This window comes from Xenorhabdus lircayensis (assembly GCF_016306625.1).
In the GTDB taxonomy this organism is placed as follows: Bacteria; Pseudomonadota; Gammaproteobacteria; order Enterobacterales; family Enterobacteriaceae; genus Xenorhabdus; species Xenorhabdus lircayensis.
Genome location: NZ_JACOII010000040.1, coordinates 97,349 through 121,367, shown reverse-complemented (window position 1 = coordinate 121,367; position 24,019 = coordinate 97,349). Strand labels below are relative to the sequence as shown.

The window sequence follows — 24,019 nt, the reverse complement described above, 5'->3', positions numbered from 1 at the left end:
CAGAATACTAGAAACTGCTTGTTATTTTACGTTATAACCATTGGGATTCTGAGACTGCCAGCACCACGCATCTGCGGTCATTTCCACGATGGTACGACTTGCCTTCCAGCCCAATTCACGTTCAGCTTTCTCTGGGCTTGACCAACATTCGGCAATGTCTCCCGGACGACGGGGACAAATTTCATAAGGAATCGGCTTGCCACATGCGTTACTGAAGGCTGCCACCATTTCCAGTACGCTGGAGCCTTTTCCAGTACCCAAATTGTAAATATGCAGGCCCGATTTTTCGCCAACGGCATTCAATGCAGCGATATGCCCGTCGGCCAAATCCATGACATGGATATAATCGCGAACTCCCGTACCATCGGAGGTCTGATAATCATTGCCATAAACAGACAGTTTTTCCCGACGGCCTACCGCCACTTGGGCAATATAAGGCATCAAGTTATTGGGAATGCCCTGTGGATCTTCCCCCATCGTGCCCGAAGAATGCGCCCCAACCGGATTAAAGTAACGTAACAACACCACAGACCAATCATTTTCTGCGTGATGAAGGTCAGACAAGCAGCGCTCCACCATATACTTGCTGGTGCCATAAGGATTAGTCGTATTGCCCACCGTGGATTGTTCGGTAATCGGCACGGCATCTGGATCACCATATACCGTCGCGGATGAACTGAAAATAATACTTTTTACACCCGCTTTATGCATGCTGCGTACCAGCACCAGCGTCCCATTGACATTGTTGTCATAATATTCGATAGGTTTGGCAACAGACTCCCCAACCGCTTTCAAGCCAGCGAAATGAATGACCGACTGAATTTGATGACGAGAGAAAATGGCATCAAGGAATGATTCATCACGAATATCCCCTTCGTAAAACAGTGGCTGTACACCCGTCAATACCTCGATGCGAGCCAGCACTTCACGATTGGCATTGCACAGGTTATCAATGATGATCGGCGTCATTCCTGCTTCAAGCATTTGGACACAAGTATGGCTACCGATATATCCCATTCCACCTGTCACTAATATTTCCACATTAACCTCTTTTTAAAAATGATATCAACTAAGAGTATAAAAAGAGTTAGAGCGTTAGTGAACTAAAACTAAAATATGGCAAAATCAGGTAATAATCACTGCCAATAATAAAACCCGATGATGAAAACAATCACTTTTACCTCTGTCCAAGCCACTACGATGAATGATCCCTTTTTCACGAATATACAAAGGGGTGCACTACCCGAACATCCCGATATTCAAATCACGCAGGCTTATTTTAATCAGGCTTACTATCGGGATACATTATTTGATGAATGTGGCATTACCTATCCGACCAGATTACAAAACGCGGTCAATAAACGACGGGCGGAGTATCTGGCAGCTCGCTACTGCACTCAACAAGTTTTAAATAACTTGGATTATCCTGATTTTCAGGTAACGAATGCCCAAGATCGTTCTCCAATCTGGCCTGACAATATTTGTGGTTCTATCTCCCATTCAGCCAACTGTGCCATTGCGTTTGCGGCTTTTGACGATAAGTACCGGATGATCGGCGTGGATATCGAACAGGAAATTAAATCAGATACCATCGAAAGCGTTTCAACCAGCGTCATCAATCATACCGAAGCGGCATTACTGAAGGAGTGCACATTACCTTTCGAACAGGCCTTCACCCTTGCATTCTCCATCAAGGAGAGCCTGTTTAAAGCACTTCATCCCCATGTAAAACGCTTTTTTGATTTTCATGCCGCTGAAATTACGTCAATTGATTGTAGTGATCACACCGTGAGCATCAAACTCCTGCAAACATTATCTGATGAGTATCGAGCTGGCTCGCATTTTCACGGAAACTTTGCCCTAATGCCGCAGCAGCAGGTGCTGACGTATATTGTCGGGTGATATGCTTCGCTCGCAAAAAGGAGGAACCTAAATTAAAACGGTCAAAAAGGTGAATCATGAAAAAACATCATTCATTGCTTATGAAGGGATTGATGGACTCATCAAAAATTTACCACAAATAGTGCAGTCAATATCCGATCAACTCAGCCCTCTGGCGATTTTGTGCTCAGTATGTATTGCACCTGTGGAAAATGATGAAGATCTGAATGTTCGAATAGCACTTACTGATGAATTATATTCATATGCTGAAAATACCGAGCATGCTGCTGCAAAATTCGCTGATCTTATCACCGATCTTGTCTATGAATACGAGATCCAAAATCGTCAAGTTCCCAATGTTCTTCCACGTTAAGCATAAGACAGATTGATAAAAACCATAGTGAAACCACCATAAACAAAAATAAAATGGTGGTTTTATTCCCCATTGTTTAAATCACTTCATTTTTGATTAGCACACTTAATCTAACGATATCGTTAATATTGCATTCGCTAAATATTCGCCAGTCGTCACATTATTCACTGTTTTTCTTAATGTATTTGTTAAAGTTAATACCCTACCTTCAAGACCAACTCTTAATGCGGGCTTGCCTTTATTATCAAATAAAATAATATCCTTCCCTCCAAGCGTTAACAAAGAATCCACGCCTTTTTTATCAGTTGATAAATTTAATTCTATCTTATTTCCAACTAGCTTGCCTATCAAACCACCAGAAGTTAATGATACATTTACATTGACTGGATATTCACATGTGTCTTGGATTCACATTTTTCGCATCTCCCCCCATGTTTAATTCAGTATTATTTGAGTTACTATTACCAGAAAACGTTAAGTTAATAGTCTTATACACACTAATAGAGCAACATTTGAATATTATCCTCCATAGAGGAGTTTTGGGTGTCAGCCTGTGAGGTAAATACACTCATTCCAATCATAGTGCTAGTTATCATGCTAAATTTTTTTAGTTTCATTTCGTTTTCCTTAGTAGTCTAAATCTTCAAACACAGCATTGAATTTATCTTCACCGATATTGAAATTAATTTTTTACTCAGGGTTCACTTAATAGAAAACAATGTTATTTTTTGAAAAAAATAGAGCATATGCACCTATATAAGTCAGTTAACAATTGGACAATAACCTCAGATCTTGTCTTATTTTTATATAGTTTCAGCTTTCAACTTATGCGAAGTTTCTTTTTAAAATTACATTGATTTTATTGAATAAAAAAATTTATTTATTTTTTATTTGTTTGTTTACATTTCGGAAGTATCACCGAACTTTCCTATATTTCATTTTCAGTATAATCACAAAAATAAATAATAAAGGCTCACCTTTACGATGAGCCTTTAAAAACAGTTTATCAATAGATAAAAACAATCTACCCACTTAACGCATTAAACATCTTTCTTTGACGCCTGCAAATACAGCAGCTCCAATCCAATGGTGGCAGCGGCCAAAGCCGTAATCTCAGATTGGTCATAAGCCGGAGCCACTTCCACCACGTCCATTCCGACGATATTCAGCGGTTGCAAGCCTCGCACGATTTTCAATGCGCGATCTGATGTCAGTCCACCAATCACTGGCGTCCCCGTACCCGGTGCGAATGCCGGATCAAGGCAATCAATGTCAAATGTCAGGTAAATCGGCAAATCACCAACCACAGTTTTGATCTGCTCAATAATGTCATCAACCCCGCGATCATTAACCTGACCCGCATCCAGCACTGTGAATCCGTTATCAGTATCATGCTCAGTACGGATGCCAATTTGTACTGAATGATGAGGGTCTATCAGCCCTTCATTTGGCGCATGATAAAACATCGTACCATGATCAAATTTACTGCCATTTGGATAGGTATCCGTATGGGCATCAAAATGGATCAGCGCCATTTTGCCGAAATGTTTCGCATGGGCGCGCAACAGTGGCAAAGTAACAAAATGATCACCACCGAAAGATAACATACGCTTACCCGATGCCAGCACCTTTTCAGCATGTGCCTGCAACTTATCACTCATATCCTGGGCATCACCGAAGTTAAATACCAGATCACCACAATCCACCACATTCAGGCGCTTGCGCAAGCTAAAGTTCCATGGCCAACGACTGCTTTCCCACGCCAGATTAGTCGATACCTGACGGATGGCGGCTGGCCCATGGCGGCTACCCGCGCGCCCCGATGTTGCCATATCGAAAGGTACTCCGGTAATCACCCATTCTGCATCACTGGAATAGGGTTGAAAGTTCAACGGAAAACGCAGGAAACCGAAGGCATTTGAAACCAAAGAATTATCAATTTGGTTCCCTAAGGAGCTAATACTCATGATATATCCTCGAAAGTCCCGTGCTCACTGGTTGAGAGTAAAAGTAACAGTGGCACAGGCCTTGTTTACGCCAGAAGATTACTCATCTTCCAAATAGGTGTAGCCATATAAGCCACTTTCAAACTCTTGCAGGAATTGTTCCTGCAAATTTTCATCCAGATCAGCCGATTTCACTTGATCACGGAAACGAGTCAGCAATACCTGAGGCTCCAATTTGACATATTGGAGCATATTGGCGACAGAATCTCCCTCTTCGCTCTGCTGATAAGTCACTTCACCATTTTCTGAAACATAAACATCAATGGCGGCCGTATCACCAAATAGGTTATGCATGTTGCCTAGAATTTCCTGATACGCCCCTACCATAAAGAAGCCGATCAATGGTGGGCAATCTGGATCATAAGCTGGCATTGGCATCGTTGTCGCCACACCATCTCCATCAATATAATGGTCAATGGTACCGTCAGAGTCGCAAGTAATATCCAACAGAACGGCACGACGATCCAGCGGCTTATCTAGCCCTTCAATCGGCAGAACAGGGAATAGCTGATCAATCCCCCACGCATCTGGCATCGACTGGAACAACGAGAAATTCACGTAGAATTTATCCGCCATCCGTTCCTGTAATTCATCAATAATAGGGCGATGAGCACGGCTGCTTGGATCAAGATCCTGCTGAATGTGGCGGCAGATATTTAAGTACAATTCTTCTGCCCATGCACGCTCTGACAGATCCAACATGCCGTGGGCATATTGGGTGTGAACATCATGAAGATCAAACTGGCTATCATGCAGACATTCACGCAGGGAACGACGGCTACCGTCAGACTGCATCTCCAACCATGTTTCCCACAAGCTGGCCAGGGGACGTGTAGCATCTTCAGCCGGCGGCGTTGTTTCAGTAAATTCGTTACGTTCTACTCCAATCACATTGGAGATCAAGACCGTATGGTGGGCAGTCAATGCGCGACCGGATTCAGTAATCACGGTTGGATGAGGCAAGCCGTGCTCTTCACACGCATCACCAATGCCCCAAATGACGTTATTCGCGTATTCATTCAAACCGTAGTTAACCGAGCATTCTGACTGGGAACGTGTACCTTCATAATCGACACCCAAACCACCACCAACGTCAAAACACTGAATGTTGACGCCCAGTTTAGACAACTCAACATAAAAACGGGCAGACTCACGCACGCCGGTTGCCACATCTCGAATATTCGCCAATTGGGAACCCAAATGGAAATGCAGCAGTTGCAAACTATCCAACCGGCCCACAGAACGCAGAGTTTCAATCAATTGCAATACTTGTGCCGCAGCCAGGCCAAATTTAGATTTTTCACCACCACTGGCCTGCCATTTGCCTGAGCCTTGAGACGCCAGACGTGCCCGCACTCCCAAACGCGGGATCACATTGAGGCGCTTGGCTTCTTCCAGCACCATCTCAATTTCAGACATCTTCTCGATAACCAGATACACCTTGTGTCCCAGCTTTTCACCGATCAGTGCCAGACGGATATATTCACGATCTTTGTAACCATTACAGACAATCACAGTACCTGTCATGCCAGCATGGGCCAATACTGCCATTAATTCCGCTTTAGAACCTGCTTCCAATCCAATCGGCTCATCAGCGTTTGCCAGTGTTTCAATAACACGACGTTGCTGATTGACCTTGATTGGATAAACCAGAAAGTAATCCCCTTTATAGCCATAAGATTCGCGCGCGCGCTTAAATGCCGCATTAATGGAACGCAGGCGATGTTGCAAAATCTGGGGGAAACAAAACAATGCCGGTAAACGCAATTGTTTTTTCTCTTCCTGAACTTTTTTCACCAGATCGGCGAGTTCAACTTGAGCTTCCGGTAAATCAGGATTTGGACAAACACTGACATTACCTAGGTCATTGACATAGTAATAGTTGCCACCCCAGTATGCGATGTTGTAAGTCTGTCGCATTTTACGAGCGATATTATCATTCATGGCAGTCTCCTTCATGGAGTCGAGGTTTGCCTTCACCTGTAAAGTCAATAACCCAAGAGACACTATTTTATCGTGCGTATCTTGCGCATTAAAAAATGTCAGGGAACAGCATGCTCTTAAATTATAGGAACGTTTAGAGAGAACTAAACAATATACTTACTGTGTGATTATATGATGCCAATTCGATATTGCCTGCTTGCTTATATGCTACGAGTAACATCGAAATGAATTCAAATTTGAAAGGAAGGAACAAGATGTGGATACATCAATGGCATAATGTGGCTGTTGGCCGTTAACAATCAGCAGATAATGGTTCATAACCCCATTCACTCCACATGGCTTACTTACCGCAAGCCGTTTCTCAATTGAGAAGCAGGAAACACGCATATCCCCTGCAAACGCCCGTAACCTAGAATGTAAAAAACTTACAATGCAAAAACTGATTCAGTTACGCGCGCAGTTTATACCTGTAATCCATCAAAATTGCAAAATGAAATTTAGCTAAATGAGCTTACTCCCTTCATCCTTTTTAGAAGGGAAACTAAAATGTCACACAGTGAAGGATATTTAGAACTAAAAAGGCTGGTATCCTTAGCAAGAGTAACTTAAAATAGCCGTCTAGATGGTAAAACATCCTCCCTTAACCCATCCGCCTTTAAACCAAAATTATATTTAAGGTAATGAAATATAATGACTACACATCTTTTCACTTCTGAGTCTGTTTCAGAAGGACATCCAGATAAAATTGCCGATCAAATTTCCGATGCCGTCCTTGATGCAATCTTAGAGCAAGATCCCAAGGCTCGTGTTGCCTGTGAAACGTATGTTAAAACTGGCATGGTCATGGTTGGTGGAGAAATCACTACCAGCGCTTGGGTTGATATTGAAGAAATTACTCGCCATACAGTTCGTGAAATCGGCTATACCAGCTCAGATATGGGCTTTGATGCCAACTCATGCGCAGTAATCAGTGCGATTGGTAAACAATCTCCGGATATCAATCAGGGGGTTGATCGAGCGGATCCACTGGAGCAAGGCGCAGGTGATCAGGGCTTGATGTTTGGTTATGCAACCAATGAAACTGATGTTCTAATGCCGGCACCTATCACTTATGCACACCGTTTGGTTGAACGTCAGGCTGAAGTCCGTAAAAACCATATCCTGCCGTGGTTACGCCCTGATGCGAAAAGTCAGGTAACATTCCAGTACGATAACGGCAAAATTGTTGGTATTGATGCCGTTGTGCTTTCGACTCAGCATTCCGAAGAAATCGATCAAAAAGCGCTGCAAGAAGCCGTGATGGATGAAATCATCAAGCCTGTACTGCCGGCTGAATGGCTTACTCCGATGACCAAATATTTCATTAACCCAACAGGTCGTTTCGTGATCGGTGGCCCAATGGGTGACTGTGGTCTGACTGGCCGTAAGATCATTGTAGATACCTACGGTGGTATGGCGCGTCACGGTGGCGGGGCATTCTCAGGTAAAGATCCCTCCAAAGTTGACCGTTCTGCTGCCTATGCAGCACGTTACGTCGCCAAAAACATCGTTGCAGCAGGTCTGGCTGATCGCTGTGAAATCCAAGTCTCTTATGCCATCGGTGTTGCTGAACCAACATCTATCATGGTGGAAACATTCGGTACAGAGAAAGCCCCAACTTCAACACTGATCCAATTAGTGCGTGAGTTCTTTGATCTGCGCCCTTACGGCCTGATTAAAATGTTGGATCTGCTGCACCCAATCTATCGCAATACTGCGGCATACGGTCATTTTGGTCGTGAGCAATTCCCGTGGGAAGCAACAGATAAAGCAGAAATTCTGCGTTCAGCAGCAGGATTGAAATAATCCTTTGCTAATCTATGAAGCCCGCAAATATTCTGCGGGTTTCTTGTGCTTTATCGACTATTTATCAAAATATTAAATATCTACTATCAATTAAATATTAAAAAATCAGTGAGATATTAAAAATACAGTATGCAGCCGTAATGAAATCCGTCAGAGTTCCCCTCTCCTTACAGCAAGCTGTTATGCGTACCATGCGGCAAAAATTGGTGCAGGCAAGTCATTTTCTGCAAGAAACCTTTCCTGAACCTAACGTAACCTATCGGCAACGAGGCACAATTGCGGGCAGTGCCCGGCTGCAAGGTTGGGAAATCCGCCTGAATCCGGTTTTGTTGATCGAAAATCAGCAAGCATTCATTGATGAAGTCCTTCCTCATGAACTGGCGCATTTATTGGCTTATCATCAATTCGGTAAGGTTGCTCCACACGGGAAAGAGTGGCGTTTTATTATGGAAACAGTGCTTAAAGTGCCAGCCAACCGAACACATCAGTTCTCTGTACATTCTGTCCGCAATAAAATATTTACTTATTGCTGCCGCTGCCGGCAACATGAATTGACAATAAGGCAACACAATAAAATCCTCAGAGGAAAAAGTTGCTATATTTGCCGGCAATGTGGAGAAAAATTGATACTGTTGGAGCAAATTGAGTAAAGACAACAAAATGCCCTTCAATCACAGGGCACCTTGTTTAAGAAATCCGCATCAATATCAGTACGAGTGAGTGACGTAATGCATTCATCTGCCAATCAAGCTGGCCGCTTTAATGTTGTCTGCTTCTTCAATGACCTGATCGGCTGTTTTTCCATGAAGGGATTGAAAAAATCGTTGTTCCAACTTTTGTATATCCCCATATTTGATATTTCCATTCTTGTTATCCTTCAACAAATCGTCAAAGTCGATACTATTGATCATGGTAACATTCAATGAATCATCAAATTGTAATTTTTTGTCTTCTGATAAAGTATCTCTGATTTTTTCAATGGATGTTTTTACAGCAATTTCATTTGTACCATCAATTTTGAGTTGATTATCACACCCAACCAATACAAACCCCAATAAACAAACGACTAACAATTTTTTCATGACCAATCCCACCTATTACCGATAAGGTAATAGTAGCAGAATAAGGACAAACAAGTCGTTTTAATAATAATTTTTATTATTAAATTGGGGATATTTATAATTTATTTATTGATTATCTTCCGGCATTAAAGTATGCATGGTTTTGAATCTTGTTTGCAAACATAAACATAAATCAGTTAACGTAATTGCCTAATTTATTGACTGCAATATTGAAAAATTTCAACATTGGGCTCCTACTTTTTTATTAAGTCACCTTTATCCCCCCCTACTCCTTCCGATAAATATATTTTATAAAGTTATTATTACCTTGTGATCTATAAACAATTTTAATAATCAATTGCGCCAAAACTCTAAGGCTGTTAAAAAGATCACAAAAAACCATTTAACACCTTGTTATTAACATAAAAAAATATCAATGGGGATTTTTTCTCAGCAAAAGTGTAAAAACAGTTGATTAATTTTAATAATAACCATTATCATCTATTTTTAAATGAAATCATATCAAACGCCTCGGCATTCCCACCTTGACAGCTTATGATCCTAAAAAGACAATTTTCGATGATAAGAAAGAAATTTGAATCCGCCGTATGTTATAAATTAATTCATAAAAGGAGAAGCGATGTCTGCTATTCATTACTCCATCAAATATTTTCTATCAGTGTTATTAATATTATTACCGATATCTTCTCAGGCAGAAAAAATTACAGTCAAAGATATCTCTGGACGAGAAGTAACGGTCAATACCCCCGTTGAACGAGCCATGCTCGCAGATAGTCGAGTGGTTATTGCCCTGAATATTCTGCATCCTTCGGAACCACTGAAAGGCATTGTGGCGTGGGATAATGCGCTAGAGAGAAAAGCACCTGATCTCGCCACAGCCTATGAAAAGAAATTCCCTCAGTTAAGAAAAATTCCTGTCTTTCCTAATCCCTACACAAGTGATTTCAACATTGAAAAAGCCATGACTTATCAACCTGATCTGGTTATTTTCGATATTGGTTTGAAGCCTAAACTGGATAGCAGCAATACAATTAACTTATTGGAAAAGATAGGTATTCCCGTCATTTTCATCGACTTCCGCCAATATCCTCTGTCCAATACTGTACCCAGTATGAAACTGCTAGGAAAAGTATTTAAACAGGAAGAAAATGCCAATAAATTTATTCAATTTTATGAAAATCGCCTGTCCATGATTAACAAGCGTATTGCTACATTACTTCCCGAACAGATCCCCAGCGTTTTTATTGAACGCCATGCAGGTATGTTAGGTGCTGAAGATTGCTGCAACACCTTTGCCACCAATAATTTCGGAGAGTTTGTTGCTGCTGCGGGTGGCGATAATATGGGCAGCAAATGGTTTTCAGGCATGGGCGGTAAAATTAATGAGGAGCAGTTACTGGCTAGCAATCCCGATAATTATCTGATGACAGCGGCAGATTGGGATACCGTTCACTCAAACAGCCAATCTGTTCCATTGGGTTATACAGGGGATCAGGCGACTTCAGAGAAACGGTTTCAAAAATTGCTTTTACGCCCCAAACTGAAAGTCCTGAACTCATATCACGAAAAACGCGTCATGGCGATCTATCATCAATATTATGACACACCATTCAATATCATTGCTGTAGAAGCCATTGCCAAATGGCTGCATCCCGACCTCTTCAAGGATATTGATCCTCAGGCAGATAATATTTACGCCCATAAAACATTTACGGCACTTGATGGCAGTGGTGTTTTCTGGATAACGGCAAAATAATTTCGCCTCTCAACCAAACCCACTCGTTTTTCGAGTGGGCACTTTCCTTAAATAGATGACATGTCTATCCCAAAAGTGTTTTCCAATTCACGAAATAAAAATTTTTCTCATCTATTTTCTTATTATTTAAAGACACTCAGTCAGATTCAGATTAGGACTATAAAAGTAAAAGATAATACCGTTTTATACTGAGTAATCACATAAAAGCAACAAGTTGAAAGATAAAGGATATAACGCATTAAAAAACGAGGAATATCTCTCCCTGAAATAAAAAACAATAGGAATAAAAGCAATACAAAACATTTTTGTCATGAATTAATAATACGTTGAAAAAAATCATAACAAGTAATGATGATATGGTAAATAAATACATTAAATACAGGAATCTCTATGCCTAATCTCCCCAAAAAAAAATCTTTATATCAGATACTCTATGTTCAAGTCATCTTTGCAATCTTACTGGGTATAACTCTTGGTCATTTTTATCCCGATATTGGTGAATCATTAAAACCATTAGGTGATGCTTTCATTAAAATTGTGAAAATGATCATTGCTCCTGTGATCTTTCTGACGGTAGTCACTGGGATAGCAGGAATGAATAACATGAAAGCGGTTGGCAATGTCGTAGGAAAATCGATGTTGTATTTTTTAACATTTTCAACACTTGCTTTAGTCATTGGTTTAGTAGTCGCCAATATCATTCGCCCTGGCGATGGACTGAATATCTCGCCTGAATCGTTAGATAGTAGCAAAATTATCGGTTATGTGGAGAAGGCCCACGAATCCTCCATTGTCGGTTTTCTCATGAATATCATACCGGAGACCGTTGTTAGCCCACTGGTGAATGGCAATATTCTCCAAGTCCTATTTGTCTCTATTATTTTCGGTCTCTCTTTAGCAGCAATAGGAAAGAAAGGTGAACCTATATTAGTATTTTTACAACACTTATCTGATCCTGTTTTTAAAATGGTAAGTTTGTTGATGAAATTGGCGCCTATTGGTGCATTTGGTGCCATGGCCTTTACCATTGGTAAATATGGTATTTCATCGATTGGAAATTTAATGATGTTAATTGTCACTTTTTACATTACATCATTGCTCTTTGTGCTTATTGTTCTGGGTGCGGTTGCCAGATATAATGGTTTCTCCATCATTCAGTTAATTAAATACATTAAAGATGAACTCTGGTTAGTCTTGGGAACATCATCTTCTGAAGCCGCTTTACCCAGTCTGATGAAAAAAATGGAAAATGCGGGTTGTGAGAAATCGGTTGTTGGCTTGGTTATTCCAACCGGTTATTCATTTAATCTTGATGGCACTAACATTTATATGACGATGGCCGCGTTATTTATTGCTCAAGCAACCGGAATTGATCTGAGTATTACCGAGCAAATATCGTTATTATTAGTTGCAATGGTAAGTTCAAAAGGGGCGGCCGGGGTAACTGGTGCAGGCTTTATTACGCTAGCCGCTACTTTATCTGTTGTTCCCAGTATACCGGTAGCCGGTATGGCTCTTATTTTAGGCATTGATAGATTTATGTCTGAATGTCGTGCCTTGACCAATTTAGTTGGTAATGCTTGTGCCAGTATTGTTGTTGCTCGCTGGGAAAATGCGTTGGATAAAGAAAAAATGCATCAGGCATTAAATGGAGATATCCGAAGTTCAGTAGAAAAAACATCAACTTCATCATCAAATGAATAAAATATCATTCCTATAGAGAGTAAATAAAACTCTCTATAATTCATCCCCAAAGCCATCAAATATACGGATGGCTTTCAACTATTACTAGTCAATCATTTCATCCCCAACATTTAATAATAGAAACAATCACAAAGAGTAACAGTAGTTCAAAAATATTACTGAAAATATATTTATGGCGCTTGATTAAGTTAATCCCTCTTTTTTACTGCCTTACTGTTTAACAAATAGTTAAATTTTATATCTATCATTTATTGATACAGATATTTTATATTTCAATTCAATTCTGATAGAAAATTAAGAATTAACCCGATAATCACTTCGGAACATATGTCCTAAGATACAAAGAAACCAAAGTACCCGGAGAATATAATGAAAAAGCCACATGATATTGCCAAAGAATTATTGCCCGCTAAATCTTATAAGATGTTGATTAACGGTGAGTGGGTCGATAGTGTTTCGAAAAATACGCTGAAAAGCTATAACCCGGCAACGGGTGAATTGCTGACAGAATATGCAGCGGGTAATGCCGAAGATATCGAGCTTGCCGTCAAGGCTGCTCAAAAAGCCCTGCCAGCATGGAGCAAAACTTCCGCCGCAGAAAGGCAATCTCTGTTACTGAAAATTGCCGATCTGCTGGAGTCAGAAGCAGAGCGCTTTATTGCCCTTGAAACATTAGATGGTGGTAAGACTCAGGCCTTATGCCGTCATTTTGATATTCCTTTCTCCGTTGATCACTTCCGCTATTTTGCAGGGGTTATCCGTGCTCATTCTGATGCTAGCGATGTTATCGATAACGATACACTTAGCTTGGTGATCAGAGAGCCAATTGGCGTGATCGGACAGATAATTCCATGGAACTTCCCGCTGTTGATGGCTGCGTGGAAACTCGCCCCTGCTCTTGCCGCCGGTAATACTATTATCATCAATCCTGCAAGCCTGACTCCAATCACTCTGCTTGAATTGGGCCGCATCATGAATCAAGTTTTGCCACCGGGCGTTGTCAATATTGTCACGGGGCGTGGCTCAGTTGTCGGTCAGGCGATCCTCGATCATGAAGGCATTGACAAGGTAGCCTTTACCGGTTCAACAGAAGTTGGTTACAACGTTGCCGCAGCCGCAGCGAAAAGGCTGATTCCCGCCACACTGGAACTGGGTGGTAAATCTGCCAATATTGTCTTCCCTGATGCCAATATGAAAAAGGCGATTAAATATGCCGCCAACGCCATTTTGCTGAATCAAGGGCAAGCCTGTGAATCCGGCGCCCGCCTGTTCCTGCATAAAGATATTCATGACGAATTCCTGGCATCACTGAAAACAGTATTTGAATCAGCCAAAGTGGGTGATCCCATGTTGGTAGAAACCGAAATGGGCAGCCAAGTCAGTGAGGAACAGATGAATACCATTTTGGGTTACATCGACCTTGCAAAACAAGAAGGGGCTACCATTCTGACAGGCGGAAAACGCATAACGGGTGAAGGATATGATGATGGCTTCTTTATCCAACCGACTATCCTCACCAATGTGACCAATAATATGCGGGTTGCACAGGAAGAAATTTTTGGGCCGGTGCTATGTGTCATTCCATTCAGCAACGAAGATGAAGTCGTCGCAATGGCCAATGATTCCGAATATGGTCTGGCGGGTGCCGTATGGACGCAAGATATTAACCGTGCCCTGCGAGTTGCTAAGGCAGTAAGAACTGGGCGTATGTGGATTAATACTTATCACGAGCTGCCCGCCCATGCTCCTTTCGGTGGCTATAAGAAATCAGGGCTTGGGCGTGAAACTCACAAGATGATGCTGGATGCTTACACCGAAGTGAAAAATATCTATATCAGTACTAAAGAAGACTAATGGATTAGAAAAGAAGAATGGGTTCAAGAATAATCGCCACCTGCAACGGTGGCGATTTTGATCATGGCTTATTTAGTCATTAAGATTCATTACAACTAGAAGAAACTACAGCCAGAAGAACCAGGCAATTGCAGAAATAATGGCAATACATGCCACATTCAGCACCATGCCCACTCTGACCATTTCCACTTGCTTGATATAACCGGAGCTGTAAACAATCGCGTTAGGTGGTGTTGCTACAGGCAACATAAATGCACAGGATGCACCGATACCAATAATCATGGTCAAGACCATAACTGGCATGCCCAATGCTTCTGCAACCGTGGCGAAAATCGGCACAAGTAATGCTGCACTGGCCGTATTACTGGTAAATTCTGTCAGGAAGATAATAAATGCAGCAATCGCAACGATGATGACAAACCAGTGGCTTGCACCGAAAGTTGCTGCCATACCATTCGCCATCACTTCACTGGCACCGGAGTTTTTCAAGACAGCACTCAGTGTCAGACCACCACCGAACAGCATCAACACGCCCCATTCGGTGTTGTTCTGAATCTGAGACCATGTTGATACACCAGTGATACCAATCAGAATAGCCGCGCTCACCGCAATGATCGTATCCAGATCTTTCACACCGCCAAGGGCGTCGCTGATCAATGAACTGAAAATCCAGCACACAACCGTCAGCAGGAAAATGCTCATGGCAATAACACGCTTACCATTCCATTCCAACTGTTCCAGTTCCAGATCAAATTTGTGGTTCAGGTTTGGACGCAACATGATGTACATCAGTACAACCATGACAGGCAATAGAATGATCACCATTGGCACGCCATATTTCATCCATGTGATGAAATCCATGCCCAATTGCGCAGCGGCGATGGCATTGGGTGGGCTACCGACCAACGTCCCTAATCCACCAATACTGGCACTATATGCCACTCCCAACAGTACAAATACAAATGTATTACGTTCAGAGCGGACATCCAGATTCGCCAGAATACCAAGAATTAGTGGGAGCATCATCGCGGCGGTCGCAGTATTGCTGATCCACATGGAAAGCAGTGCAGTAATACCAAATATCAACAATACCGCCACCGATAAACGTCCACGGGCAATCATCAGCAGACGGTTGGCTATCAATCTGTCCAGACCTTGGATATGTAGCGCCGTTGCCAGAGCAAAACCCCCAAAGAACAAAAAGATTATCGGGTTTGCAAAAGATTTCAACGCGTCACCGGTATTCATCAACCCCATGCCAACAGCCAGAATTGGAATACACAGTGCAGTAATCGTGACGTGAATGGCTTCCGTAAGCCACAACACACCAACAAATGCCATCAATGCCAAGCCTGCATTTGCTTTTTCTCCATAAGGCAAAAACTTAAGCAGCATGACAAGCAAGATAATGTCCAGCGCGAGAATAATTAGGCCTCTTTTATTTGAGGGGGTAGGCCCAACCGCTGGGGTTAAAGATTCAGAAGCGTCCATTAAGACTCCATAAAACAATGAAACATAACTCCGTAATGTAAAAAGAATAATTAATGAATCATTGCCATAAATGTTAAAGAATTACATTACATGTGAAATAATAAGGAGTATCAACAAGGAAGAAAATACGAGTTGTGTGATTTTGGGATCTATCGCGCGGGATTTGTCTAATTACTGAATGATTGTTCGAAAAGTGAACTTTATTTCTGTTATTATATCACACTTTCATATCGTAACAGTATGAATAATAACCATTGTAAATGAAATTTTCTTTTGCTAAAAAGGCGAAAGAGAACACTCTCTTTCGCCAAAACATAAAAAATATTTATCTCTTAGGGTAAGCAGCCGACAATTATGCCTGACCCTTCACTTCTTTCAGACCGTTGAAAGACGCACGGTTACCCAGTGCTTCTTCAATACGGATCAGCTGGTTGTATTTAGCAACACGGTCAGAACGGCTCATAGAACCCGTTTTGATTTGACCCGCCGCTGTACCCACTGCCAAGTCAGCAATAGTAGCGTCTTCTGTTTCACCAGAACGGTGAGAGATGACCGCAGTATAACCGGCATCTTTTGCCATCTTGATTGCAGCCAGAGTTTCAGTCAGAGAACCGATCTGGTTGAATTTGATCAGGATGGAGTTTGCGATACCTTTTTCGATACCTTCTTTCAGGATCTTGGTGTTGGTTACGAACAGATCGTCACCAACCAACTGGATTTTGTCGCCCAGCACTTTAGTCTGGTAAGCAAAACCATCCCAATCAGATTCGTTCAGGCCATCTTCGATGGAAACGATTGGGAACTCTTTGGTCAGGCCTTCCAGATAATGGGTGAATTCCTGAGAGGTGAAAGTTTTACCTTCACCTTTCAGTTCATAGTGACCCGTTTCTTCGTTATAGAATTCGGAAGCTGCGCAGTCCATCGCCAGAGTAATGTCTTTACCTAGTACGTAACCCGATTTTTCAACAGCTTCTTTGATTGCGGCCAGCGCTGCTGCGTTGGATTCCAGGTTTGGCGCATAGCCACCTTCATCACCTACCGCAGTGTTCATGCCTTTTGCTTTCAGCACTTTTGCCAGATTGTGGAATACTTCAGCGCCCATGCGTACAGCTTCTTTCAGTGTGCTTGCGCCAACTGGCTGGATCATGAATTCTTGAATATCTACGTTATTATCAGCGTGCTCACCACCGTTGATGATGTTCATCATTGGCAGAGGCATGGAGAATTTACCCGGAGTGCCATTCAGTTCAGCGATGTGCTCATACAGAGGCATGCCTTTCGCTGCTGCCGCTGCTTTGGCGTTCGCGAGGGAAACGGCCAAAATCGCGTTAGCACCGAAGTTAGATTTGTTTTCAGTACCATCCAGCTCGATCATGATCTTGTCGATGTTAGCCTGATCTTTCGCATCCTGACCAGCCAGAACCTGTGCGATTGGGCCGTTGACCGCAGAGAGAGCTTTCAGTACACCTTTCCCCATGAAGCGGGATTTATCGCCATCACGCAGTTCCAGAGCTTCGCGAGAACCTGTTGATGCACCTGATGGCGCAGCAGCCAGACCGACAAAACCCCCTTCCAGATGTACTTCTGCTTCTACGGTTGGGTTACCACGGGAGTCGATGATTTCACGGCCAAGCACTTTAACGATTTTGGACATTAGGTTTTCCTCAGTACAAGTTAAATTCCGGGCAACAGATTGACACTAAAAAATATTTAATTTAAAACCAATCCATTGCCCCATATCTTATTTCAACTGGCCTTTCTGATATTTGCCTGCGGCTTCAACAAAGCCTGCAAATAACGGATGACCATCGCGAGGCGTTGAAGTGAATTCTGGGTGGAACTGACACGCCACGAACCACGGGTGCGCTGGGTTCTCAATGATTTCCACCAGTTTATTGTCGCTTGAACGGCCAGCAACACGCAAACCCGCATCTTCAATGCGTTTCAGCAACAAATTGTTCACTTCATAACGATGGCGATGACGCTCAATGATGTCACTCTGGCCATAAAGTTCACGCACCAGACTGTCTTCAGTCAGGTGGCACAGCTGGCCACCAACGCGCATCGTTCCGCCGAGATCACTCTCTTCGCTGCGTACTTCTACGTTACCGTTCTCATCACGCCATTCAGTGATCAGACCAACAACCGGTAACTTACATTCAGGCTCGAATTCAGTGGAGTTAGCCCCTGCCAGACCCGCAACGTTACGAGAAAATTCAATCAGAGCAACCTGCATACCCAGACAAATTCCCAAATATGGAACTTTGTTCTCACGGGCATAACGTGCCGTCATGATCTTGCCTTCGATGCCACGACCACCGAAGCCACCGGGCACCAGAATCGCATCCAGATTTTTCAGCACGTCAACACCACGGGTTTCGACGTCTTGTGAATCGATCAGCTTGATATTGACAGTCAGACGTTTTTTCAGCCCGCCATGTTTCAATGCTTCAATCACTGATTTATAAGCATCTGGCAATTCAACGTATTTGCCCACCATCCCAATGGTAACTTCACCCGATGGATTGGCTTCTTCATAAATGACCTGTTCCCATTCGGACAGATTAGCTTCTGGGCATTCGATGCTGAATCGTTTACAAATATAATCATCTAAGCCCTGAGATTTCAAGAGGGCTGGGATTTTATAAATGGAATCAACATCTTTTAAAGAGATAACCGCTTTCTCTGGTACGTTACAGAAAAGCGCAATTTTTGCACGCTCATTGGCTGGGACGATACGATCTGAACGGCAGATCAACACATCCGGCTGAATACCAATGGACAATAATTCTTTCACGGAATGCTGGGTCGGCTTAGTTTTCACTTCGCCCGCTGCGGCCATATAAGGCACCAAAGTCAGGTGCATGAACAGAGTGTTTTCGCGACCTACTTCTACCGCCATCTGACGAATAGCTTCGAGGAACGGCAAAGATTCGATATCACCGACAGTCCCACCTATTTCCACCAGCACAACATCATGACCTTCTGCACCACGGATAATGCGGTCTTTGATTTCATTGGTGATGTGAGGGATAACCTGAATGGTGGCGCCCAGATAATCGCCACGACGTTCTTTACGCAGCACTTCAGAATAGACACGGCCAGTCGTGAAGTTATTGCGGCGTGTCATTTTGGTTCGGATGAAACGTTCGTAATGACCTAAATCGAGATCAGTTTCAGCGCCGTCTTCGGTTACGAAAACTTCCCCGTGTTGGGTTGGGCTCATTGTACCTGGATCGACGTTGATGTACGGGTCCAGTTTCATAATGGTGACATTGAGTCCACGGGCTTCGAGTATAGCCGCCAAAGAGGCTGCGGCAATGCCTTTACCCAGAGAGGATACAACCCCGCCGGTCACAAAAATATAATTAGTTTTCATGCTGAACCTGAAAGTTTAGGTTTAAAAGGATGATGAATATAACAGGACGGGAAAGCAGTATACCCTAACCTTAATTTCGCTACAAACCATCTAAACAGGTTAAAGTGCCACATAATCAGTAGCACAGCGAAATGTTTGCACTTCTTTCTCTTTAAATTCAGCAAGTTATTAGTGTGATTTTTTTTCACCCGATTCAGGTTATTCAGCCATTCATGCGACGTCCTTTTCGCTATTTTTACGCTATTTGCCGTGATTTCTGTCCTATGACTACTGCTTTTTAACCCGTTGCCACATTTCTTCCATCTCATCCAGGGTAGCAGTTTCCAGTGACGAGCCTTTGTCGAGGATCCGTTTTTCGACGTTGCGGAAACGATTTTCAAATTTATGACAGGCTTTTTGTAGTGCCATCTCTGGTTTATGCCCCAAATGGCGAGATAAATTAACGACCGAAAACAGCAGATCGCCCAGCTCTTCTTCCAGTCTGGTTTCATCAACTACCGCCTGCTGTGCTTCGTCCATCACTTCGTCAATTTCTTCGTAGACTTTATCCAGCACAAGGCCAAGTGTATCCCAATCAAAACCAACCGAAGCACAGCGCTTCTGGATTTTATAGGCTTTCATCAGTGCCGGCTGGCTGGTGGGAATATCATCCAGCACGGAATGCTGATCTTTTTCTGCCCTTTCAGCGGTTTTACGCTGTTCCCAGCTTCCTATCGCTTTTTCGCTGCTGATCCCCGCGTGTTGGTTGAAGATATGGGGATGGCGACGCTCTAGTTTGGCGCATACAGACTCACAGATATCGTCGAAATCAAACTGATGCTGTTCTTGGGCCATCTGCGCATAAAATACAATATGAAATAGCAAATCCCCCAATTCTTCTTTCAGGGCGTTGGCATCATTGCGCTCAATCGCATCGAGCACTTCATAGGTTTCTTCCAGCGTGTAAGGCGCAATCGTGGCAGAGGTTTGTACTTTGTCCCACGGACAGCCATTCTGGGGATGGCGCAATTGCGCCATAATCCCCTTGAGTCGTTCAATGGAGGTAGGTTTCATCTTATCCATGTTTTAATCAATTACCGTGTAAACGTCTGGCTTCAATCACATCAGGCAGCTGATTGAGCTTTGCCAATACCCGCCCGAGCACTTGTAGGTTATAAATCTCAATGTTCATGTCAATGGTGGCAAGCTGCTGCTTAACATCACTGCGGCTGCTGACGCCCAGCACATTGACTTTTTCATTGGCGAGGATGGTCGTAATATCACGCAATAATCCACTGCGGTCATTGGCAAGCACCCGTACCACAAGTGAATAACCACTGGAGTAGCTTTCTCCCCATACCGCATCAACGATCCGCTCCGGTGAACTGGCTTCCAATTCCACCAGCTGGTCACAATCAGCGCGATGGATGGAGATCCCACGCCCACGGGTGATGAATCCAATGATCTCATCACCGGGGATGGGCTGGCAGCAACGGGCAATGTGATGCATTAAGTTGCCAACGCCTTCTACGACGATGCGACCATTATCTTTGGTTATGCTGCGCGGTGTATAGGTTTTGTTTTCCAGATTGCGAAGCGCTTCGCGATCCTCTTCTTCCGCCGTGGTTTTGTTGAATTTGCTTTGCAGGAAATTCACTAACTGGTGGATGCGGATATCACCGACGCCAATGCCCGCCAGCACTTCTTCCAACGAATGGACGTTATAACGGGCAATCAGTTCTTTCTCTGCTTCCTTGACCGTTATCCCCAAGTGTGCCAGCTCATTATCCAGCATTTGGCGGCCAGCAATGATGTTCTTGTCTCGATCCTGCTTACGGAACCAGTTGTGGATTTTCGCGCGGCCACGGCTGGTAGTCACATAGCCAAGGTTAGGATTCAGCCAGTCGCGACTTGGATTAGGTTGCTTCTGGGTAATAATTTCGATCTGATCACCCATCTGGAGCTGATAGCTAAACGGCACGATGCGCCCACCAATTTTCGCCCCAATGCAGCGATGCCCAACATCACTGTGGATATGATAGGCAAAATCCAGCGGCGTGGAGCCGGTTGGCAGGTCAATGACATCCCCTTTTGGTGTAAAGACATAAACACGATCATCAAACACCTGACTGCGCACTTCATCCAGCATTTCGCCGGTATCCGACATCTCTTCCTGCCATGTGATCAATTTACGCAACCATGTAATGCGACTTTCATAACTGCCAGATTTGCCGCCACCAATCGCAGTACCTTCTTTGTATTTCCAATGGGCTGCCACCCCAAGTTCAGAATCATCATGCATCTGACGGGTACGGATCTGGATTTCAAGGGTTTTACCATTTGGCCCCAAGACGACAGTATGAATTGACTGATAGCCGTTTGGTTTCGGGTTGGCAACGTAATCGTCAAATTCATCGGGCAAATGACGATGGTGAGTATGCACTATCCCCAACGCTGCATAGCAATCCTGCAACCGCTCGACGACAATCCGCACTGCACGCACGTCAAACAGCTCATCAAAGGAGAGGGATTTCTTCTGCATTTTGCGCCAGATGCTGTAAATATGTTTAGGGCGCCCGTATATTTCTCCGCGGACCCCCTCTTTCAACATGTATTTACGCAGGGTTGTCACGAATTTCTCGATATATTGTTCACGATCAATCCGGCGCTCATGCAGCAGTTTGGCAATTTTCTTATACTCATCGGGATGCAGGTAACGGAAGCAGAAATCCTCCAGCTCCCATTTTAACTGCCCAATCCCCAGTCGATTGGCGAGAGGAGCGTAGATATTGGAACACTCTTTGGCCGCCAGCACTCGCTCATCTTCACTGGCATCTTTCACCTCCCGCAAATGAGCGATGCGTTCCGCCAGTTTAATAATCACACAGCGAAAATCTTCCACCATCGCCAACAGCATCCGGCGAACATTATCCACCTGTACTGAGCAAATCGAATCGGTATGAGTCGCTTTCAATTGGCGAATGGCATCCATTTCCAGCACGCCATTCACCAGATTCGTGATGGCTTCGCCAAATGTTTCTGTCACTGTTTCGCTATCAAGCAGCTTGGCATTAAGGATGGGAAAGAGCAGCGCAGCTCGCATACTGTCATTATCCATGCTCAATGTGGATAGAATCTCCACCATTTCCACACCGCGCCACAGCAACAGTTCCGCATCGGGGTGATCTTGGACTTTTTCGTGACAGTAACGCCATGTTTCGGCCAATTTCTCACTGGATTGAGGGCTAGTGATGTTTAAACTCGCGATCCACTTATCGACAGCAAATTCACCTGCCGGTGTGAGATGCGCACTTCTTACCGCAACCATAATTTCTCCCTACTCGATAGCCATTGGCTCACGACTAAATAGCGCCATGGATTCCAAATGGCTGGTGTGCGGAAACATATCCAGCATCCGCACACTGACAAGATGATAACCAGCCTCCAGCAGAACTTTGCTGTCCCGTGCCAATGTCGTGGGGTTACAGGAAACGTAAACCACTTTTTCGGGAGCCAGTTTTACAATATGTGACATGACGCCCACAGCACCTGCGCGGGCAGGATCCAACAACACCTTATTAAATCCCAACGCGGCCCAAGGCTGCTGGTGAATATCCGACTCCAGGTTCTCATGAAAAAAATCGACGTTATTAAGTTCGTTCCGTTGGGCATTATATTGCCCACTCGCAACCAACGCAGCAACTCCTTCTACACCCACTGCGACCTTCACTTTAGTCGCAATCGGCAAGGTAAAGTTCCCCATGCCACAAAACAGATCCAGTACCCTGTCTGTGGGCTGCAAATCCAGCCACGCCAACGCCTGTGACACCATTTGTTGGTTAACTTCATCATTAACCTGAATAAAATCCCGCGGGCTGAACACTAATTTTAAGCCATCAACTTGATACCACGGTGCTGGCTGCCCCTCCATCAAGGGCTCAAGTGATTGTTCCTCACCCGCCAAATAGATCTTCACATTATTCTGCACCGAAAAAGTGCCCAGAGTTTCCCTATCTTCGTGCTTCAATGGATCAAGATGACGCAACACGATTAATGGGCCATTATCCGCCAGCAGCAACTCAACATGTCCCAGACGTTTAACCGCATTCAGGCTATTCAAGCATTGCGACAACGGCAGCAATAATTGTTCCAGTTCAGGGCGCATAACGGAACAGTGTTTAATGTTCACCAAATCGTTGGTCTGACTCTGACGAAATCCCATCAATAATGTGCGCTGCTTGGCGTGATATTGCAGACCGAGCCGAGCCCGGCGCCGATAGCCATATTCTGGGCTGTGAATAATGGGATGTGCGCTGATGTCAATGCCGGTTTCTCGCTGGATCAGGTGTTCCAGCACACTAGCCTTGGTATTGGCTTGCAGCTCGCTGACAACGTGTTGCTGCTGGCATCCACCACACATCTTAAAATGTGGGCAGCGAGGTGCCACGCGATACGGGCTATCTGATAGCCGTTTCACCACTTTGGCCTTGGCAAACTGGCGTTTTTCCTCTGTCAGTTGGATCTGTGCCTGCTCACCCGGCAATAATCCTGAAATAAAAATAGTTTTTCCCTGATGACGAGCAATGCCTTGCCCTTGAGCATCAAGGTTATCTGCGGTAACGGAAATAATGCCTCGGTTTACGGAACGACGATTTGGGGAGTAAAATTGCACCATGATTCTGACTGACTTTGAAAAATTGAGTTCTGATTTTCCCACAATGGACG

General features: G+C 43.8%; 18 protein-coding genes. 7 read left to right on the top strand and 11 right to left on the bottom strand.

The features are described 5' to 3' along the window. Positions 1-21 precede the first annotated feature (21 nt). Positions 22-1,041, bottom strand: a complete 1,020-nt coding sequence (gene galE / locus H8A87_RS12240; protein ID WP_198690231.1) for a UDP-glucose 4-epimerase GalE — start codon at positions 1,039-1,041, stop codon at positions 22-24. 117 nt (positions 1,042-1,158) lie between these two features. Here galE and H8A87_RS12235 point away from each other — a divergent pair, with 117 nt between their 5' ends. Next, entirely contained in the window at positions 1,159-1,902 is a 744-nt protein-coding gene (locus H8A87_RS12235; RefSeq protein ID WP_232370207.1) for a 4'-phosphopantetheinyl transferase family protein, read from the top strand. 49 nt (positions 1,903-1,951) lie between these two features. Continuing rightward, the gene (locus H8A87_RS12230; protein ID WP_198690230.1) at positions 1,952-2,254 is read left to right on the top strand and encodes a hypothetical protein; all 303 of its coding nucleotides are present in this window, start codon (positions 1,952-1,954) and stop codon (positions 2,252-2,254) included. Between the two features lie 105 nt (positions 2,255-2,359). Here the strand turns inward: H8A87_RS12230 and H8A87_RS12225 are convergent, their stop codons facing one another. The 3 genes from H8A87_RS12225 to speA form a co-directional block, all read right to left on the bottom strand. Further along, positions 2,360-2,605: a hypothetical protein gene (locus H8A87_RS12225; RefSeq protein ID WP_198690229.1), complete on the bottom strand. Its 246-nt coding sequence runs from the start codon at positions 2,603-2,605 to the stop codon at positions 2,360-2,362. A 689-nt stretch (positions 2,606-3,294) separates the two neighbouring features. Next, complete coding sequence (speB, locus tag H8A87_RS12220; protein WP_198690228.1) at positions 3,295-4,221, bottom strand: agmatinase; 927 nt, start codon at positions 4,219-4,221, stop codon at positions 3,295-3,297. Between the two features lie 78 nt (positions 4,222-4,299). Then, positions 4,300-6,204, bottom strand: coding sequence for a biosynthetic arginine decarboxylase (gene speA, locus H8A87_RS12215; RefSeq protein WP_232370206.1), 1,905 nt, complete (start codon positions 6,202-6,204; stop codon positions 4,300-4,302). A 690-nt stretch (positions 6,205-6,894) separates the two neighbouring features. On the opposite strand from speA, the gene metK reads away from it, so the two are divergent. Together metK and H8A87_RS12205 are read left to right on the top strand one after the other, a co-directional pair. Beyond that, positions 6,895-8,049, top strand: a complete 1,155-nt coding sequence (gene metK / locus H8A87_RS12210; protein WP_198690227.1) for a methionine adenosyltransferase — start codon at positions 6,895-6,897, stop codon at positions 8,047-8,049. Positions 8,050-8,189: 140 nt separating this feature from the next. Further along, positions 8,190-8,699 (top strand): SprT family zinc-dependent metalloprotease, encoded by a 510-nt coding sequence (locus H8A87_RS12205; protein ID WP_198690226.1) that lies wholly within the window; start codon positions 8,190-8,192, stop codon positions 8,697-8,699. Between the two features lie 84 nt (positions 8,700-8,783). On the opposite strand, the gene H8A87_RS12200 is transcribed toward H8A87_RS12205, so the two are convergent. Then, the gene (locus H8A87_RS12200; RefSeq protein WP_198690225.1) at positions 8,784-9,131 is read right to left on the bottom strand and encodes a DUF6694 family lipoprotein; all 348 of its coding nucleotides are present in this window, start codon (positions 9,129-9,131) and stop codon (positions 8,784-8,786) included. Between the two features lie 619 nt (positions 9,132-9,750). On the opposite strand from H8A87_RS12200, the gene H8A87_RS12195 reads away from it, so the two are divergent. From H8A87_RS12195 to H8A87_RS12185, 3 genes are all read left to right on the top strand, one after another. Continuing rightward, a complete protein-coding gene (locus H8A87_RS12195) occupies positions 9,751-10,887 on the top strand; it encodes an ABC transporter substrate-binding protein (protein ID WP_198690224.1) in 1,137 nt (378 codons plus the stop codon). Positions 10,888-11,277: 390 nt separating this feature from the next. Continuing rightward, complete coding sequence (locus H8A87_RS12190; RefSeq protein WP_198690223.1) at positions 11,278-12,591, top strand: dicarboxylate/amino acid:cation symporter; 1,314 nt, start codon at positions 11,278-11,280, stop codon at positions 12,589-12,591. Between the two features lie 369 nt (positions 12,592-12,960). Next, complete coding sequence (locus tag H8A87_RS12185; protein WP_198690222.1) at positions 12,961-14,445, top strand: aldehyde dehydrogenase family protein; 1,485 nt, start codon at positions 12,961-12,963, stop codon at positions 14,443-14,445. A gap of 105 nt (positions 14,446-14,550) precedes the next feature. On the opposite strand, the gene H8A87_RS12180 is transcribed toward H8A87_RS12185, so the two are convergent. The 6 genes from H8A87_RS12180 to rlmD form a co-directional block, all read right to left on the bottom strand. Continuing rightward, on the bottom strand, positions 14,551-15,936 hold the full coding sequence (locus H8A87_RS12180) for a DASS family sodium-coupled anion symporter (protein ID WP_198690221.1): 1,386 nt from the start codon (positions 15,934-15,936) through the stop codon (positions 14,551-14,553). 352 nt (positions 15,937-16,288) lie between these two features. Then, positions 16,289-17,590 carry a phosphopyruvate hydratase gene (gene eno, locus H8A87_RS12175; protein WP_198690220.1) on the bottom strand — a complete coding sequence of 434 codons (1,302 nt, stop codon included), beginning with the start codon at positions 17,588-17,590 and terminating at the stop codon, positions 16,289-16,291. Positions 17,591-17,677: 87 nt separating this feature from the next. Continuing rightward, positions 17,678-19,315: a glutamine hydrolyzing CTP synthase gene (gene pyrG, locus H8A87_RS12170; RefSeq protein WP_198690219.1), complete on the bottom strand. Its 1,638-nt coding sequence runs from the start codon at positions 19,313-19,315 to the stop codon at positions 17,678-17,680. A 267-nt stretch (positions 19,316-19,582) separates the two neighbouring features. Then, positions 19,583-20,377 (bottom strand): nucleoside triphosphate pyrophosphohydrolase, encoded by a 795-nt coding sequence (gene mazG / locus H8A87_RS12165; protein ID WP_198690218.1) that lies wholly within the window; start codon positions 20,375-20,377, stop codon positions 19,583-19,585. A 7-nt stretch (positions 20,378-20,384) separates the two neighbouring features. Continuing rightward, positions 20,385-22,622 (bottom strand): GTP diphosphokinase, encoded by a 2,238-nt coding sequence (gene relA / locus H8A87_RS12160; protein ID WP_198690217.1) that lies wholly within the window; start codon positions 22,620-22,622, stop codon positions 20,385-20,387. A gap of 9 nt (positions 22,623-22,631) precedes the next feature. Next, positions 22,632-23,969 (bottom strand): 23S rRNA (uracil(1939)-C(5))-methyltransferase RlmD, encoded by a 1,338-nt coding sequence (gene rlmD / locus H8A87_RS12155; RefSeq protein WP_198690243.1) that lies wholly within the window; start codon positions 23,967-23,969, stop codon positions 22,632-22,634. Positions 23,970-24,019: the final 50 nt, after the last annotated feature.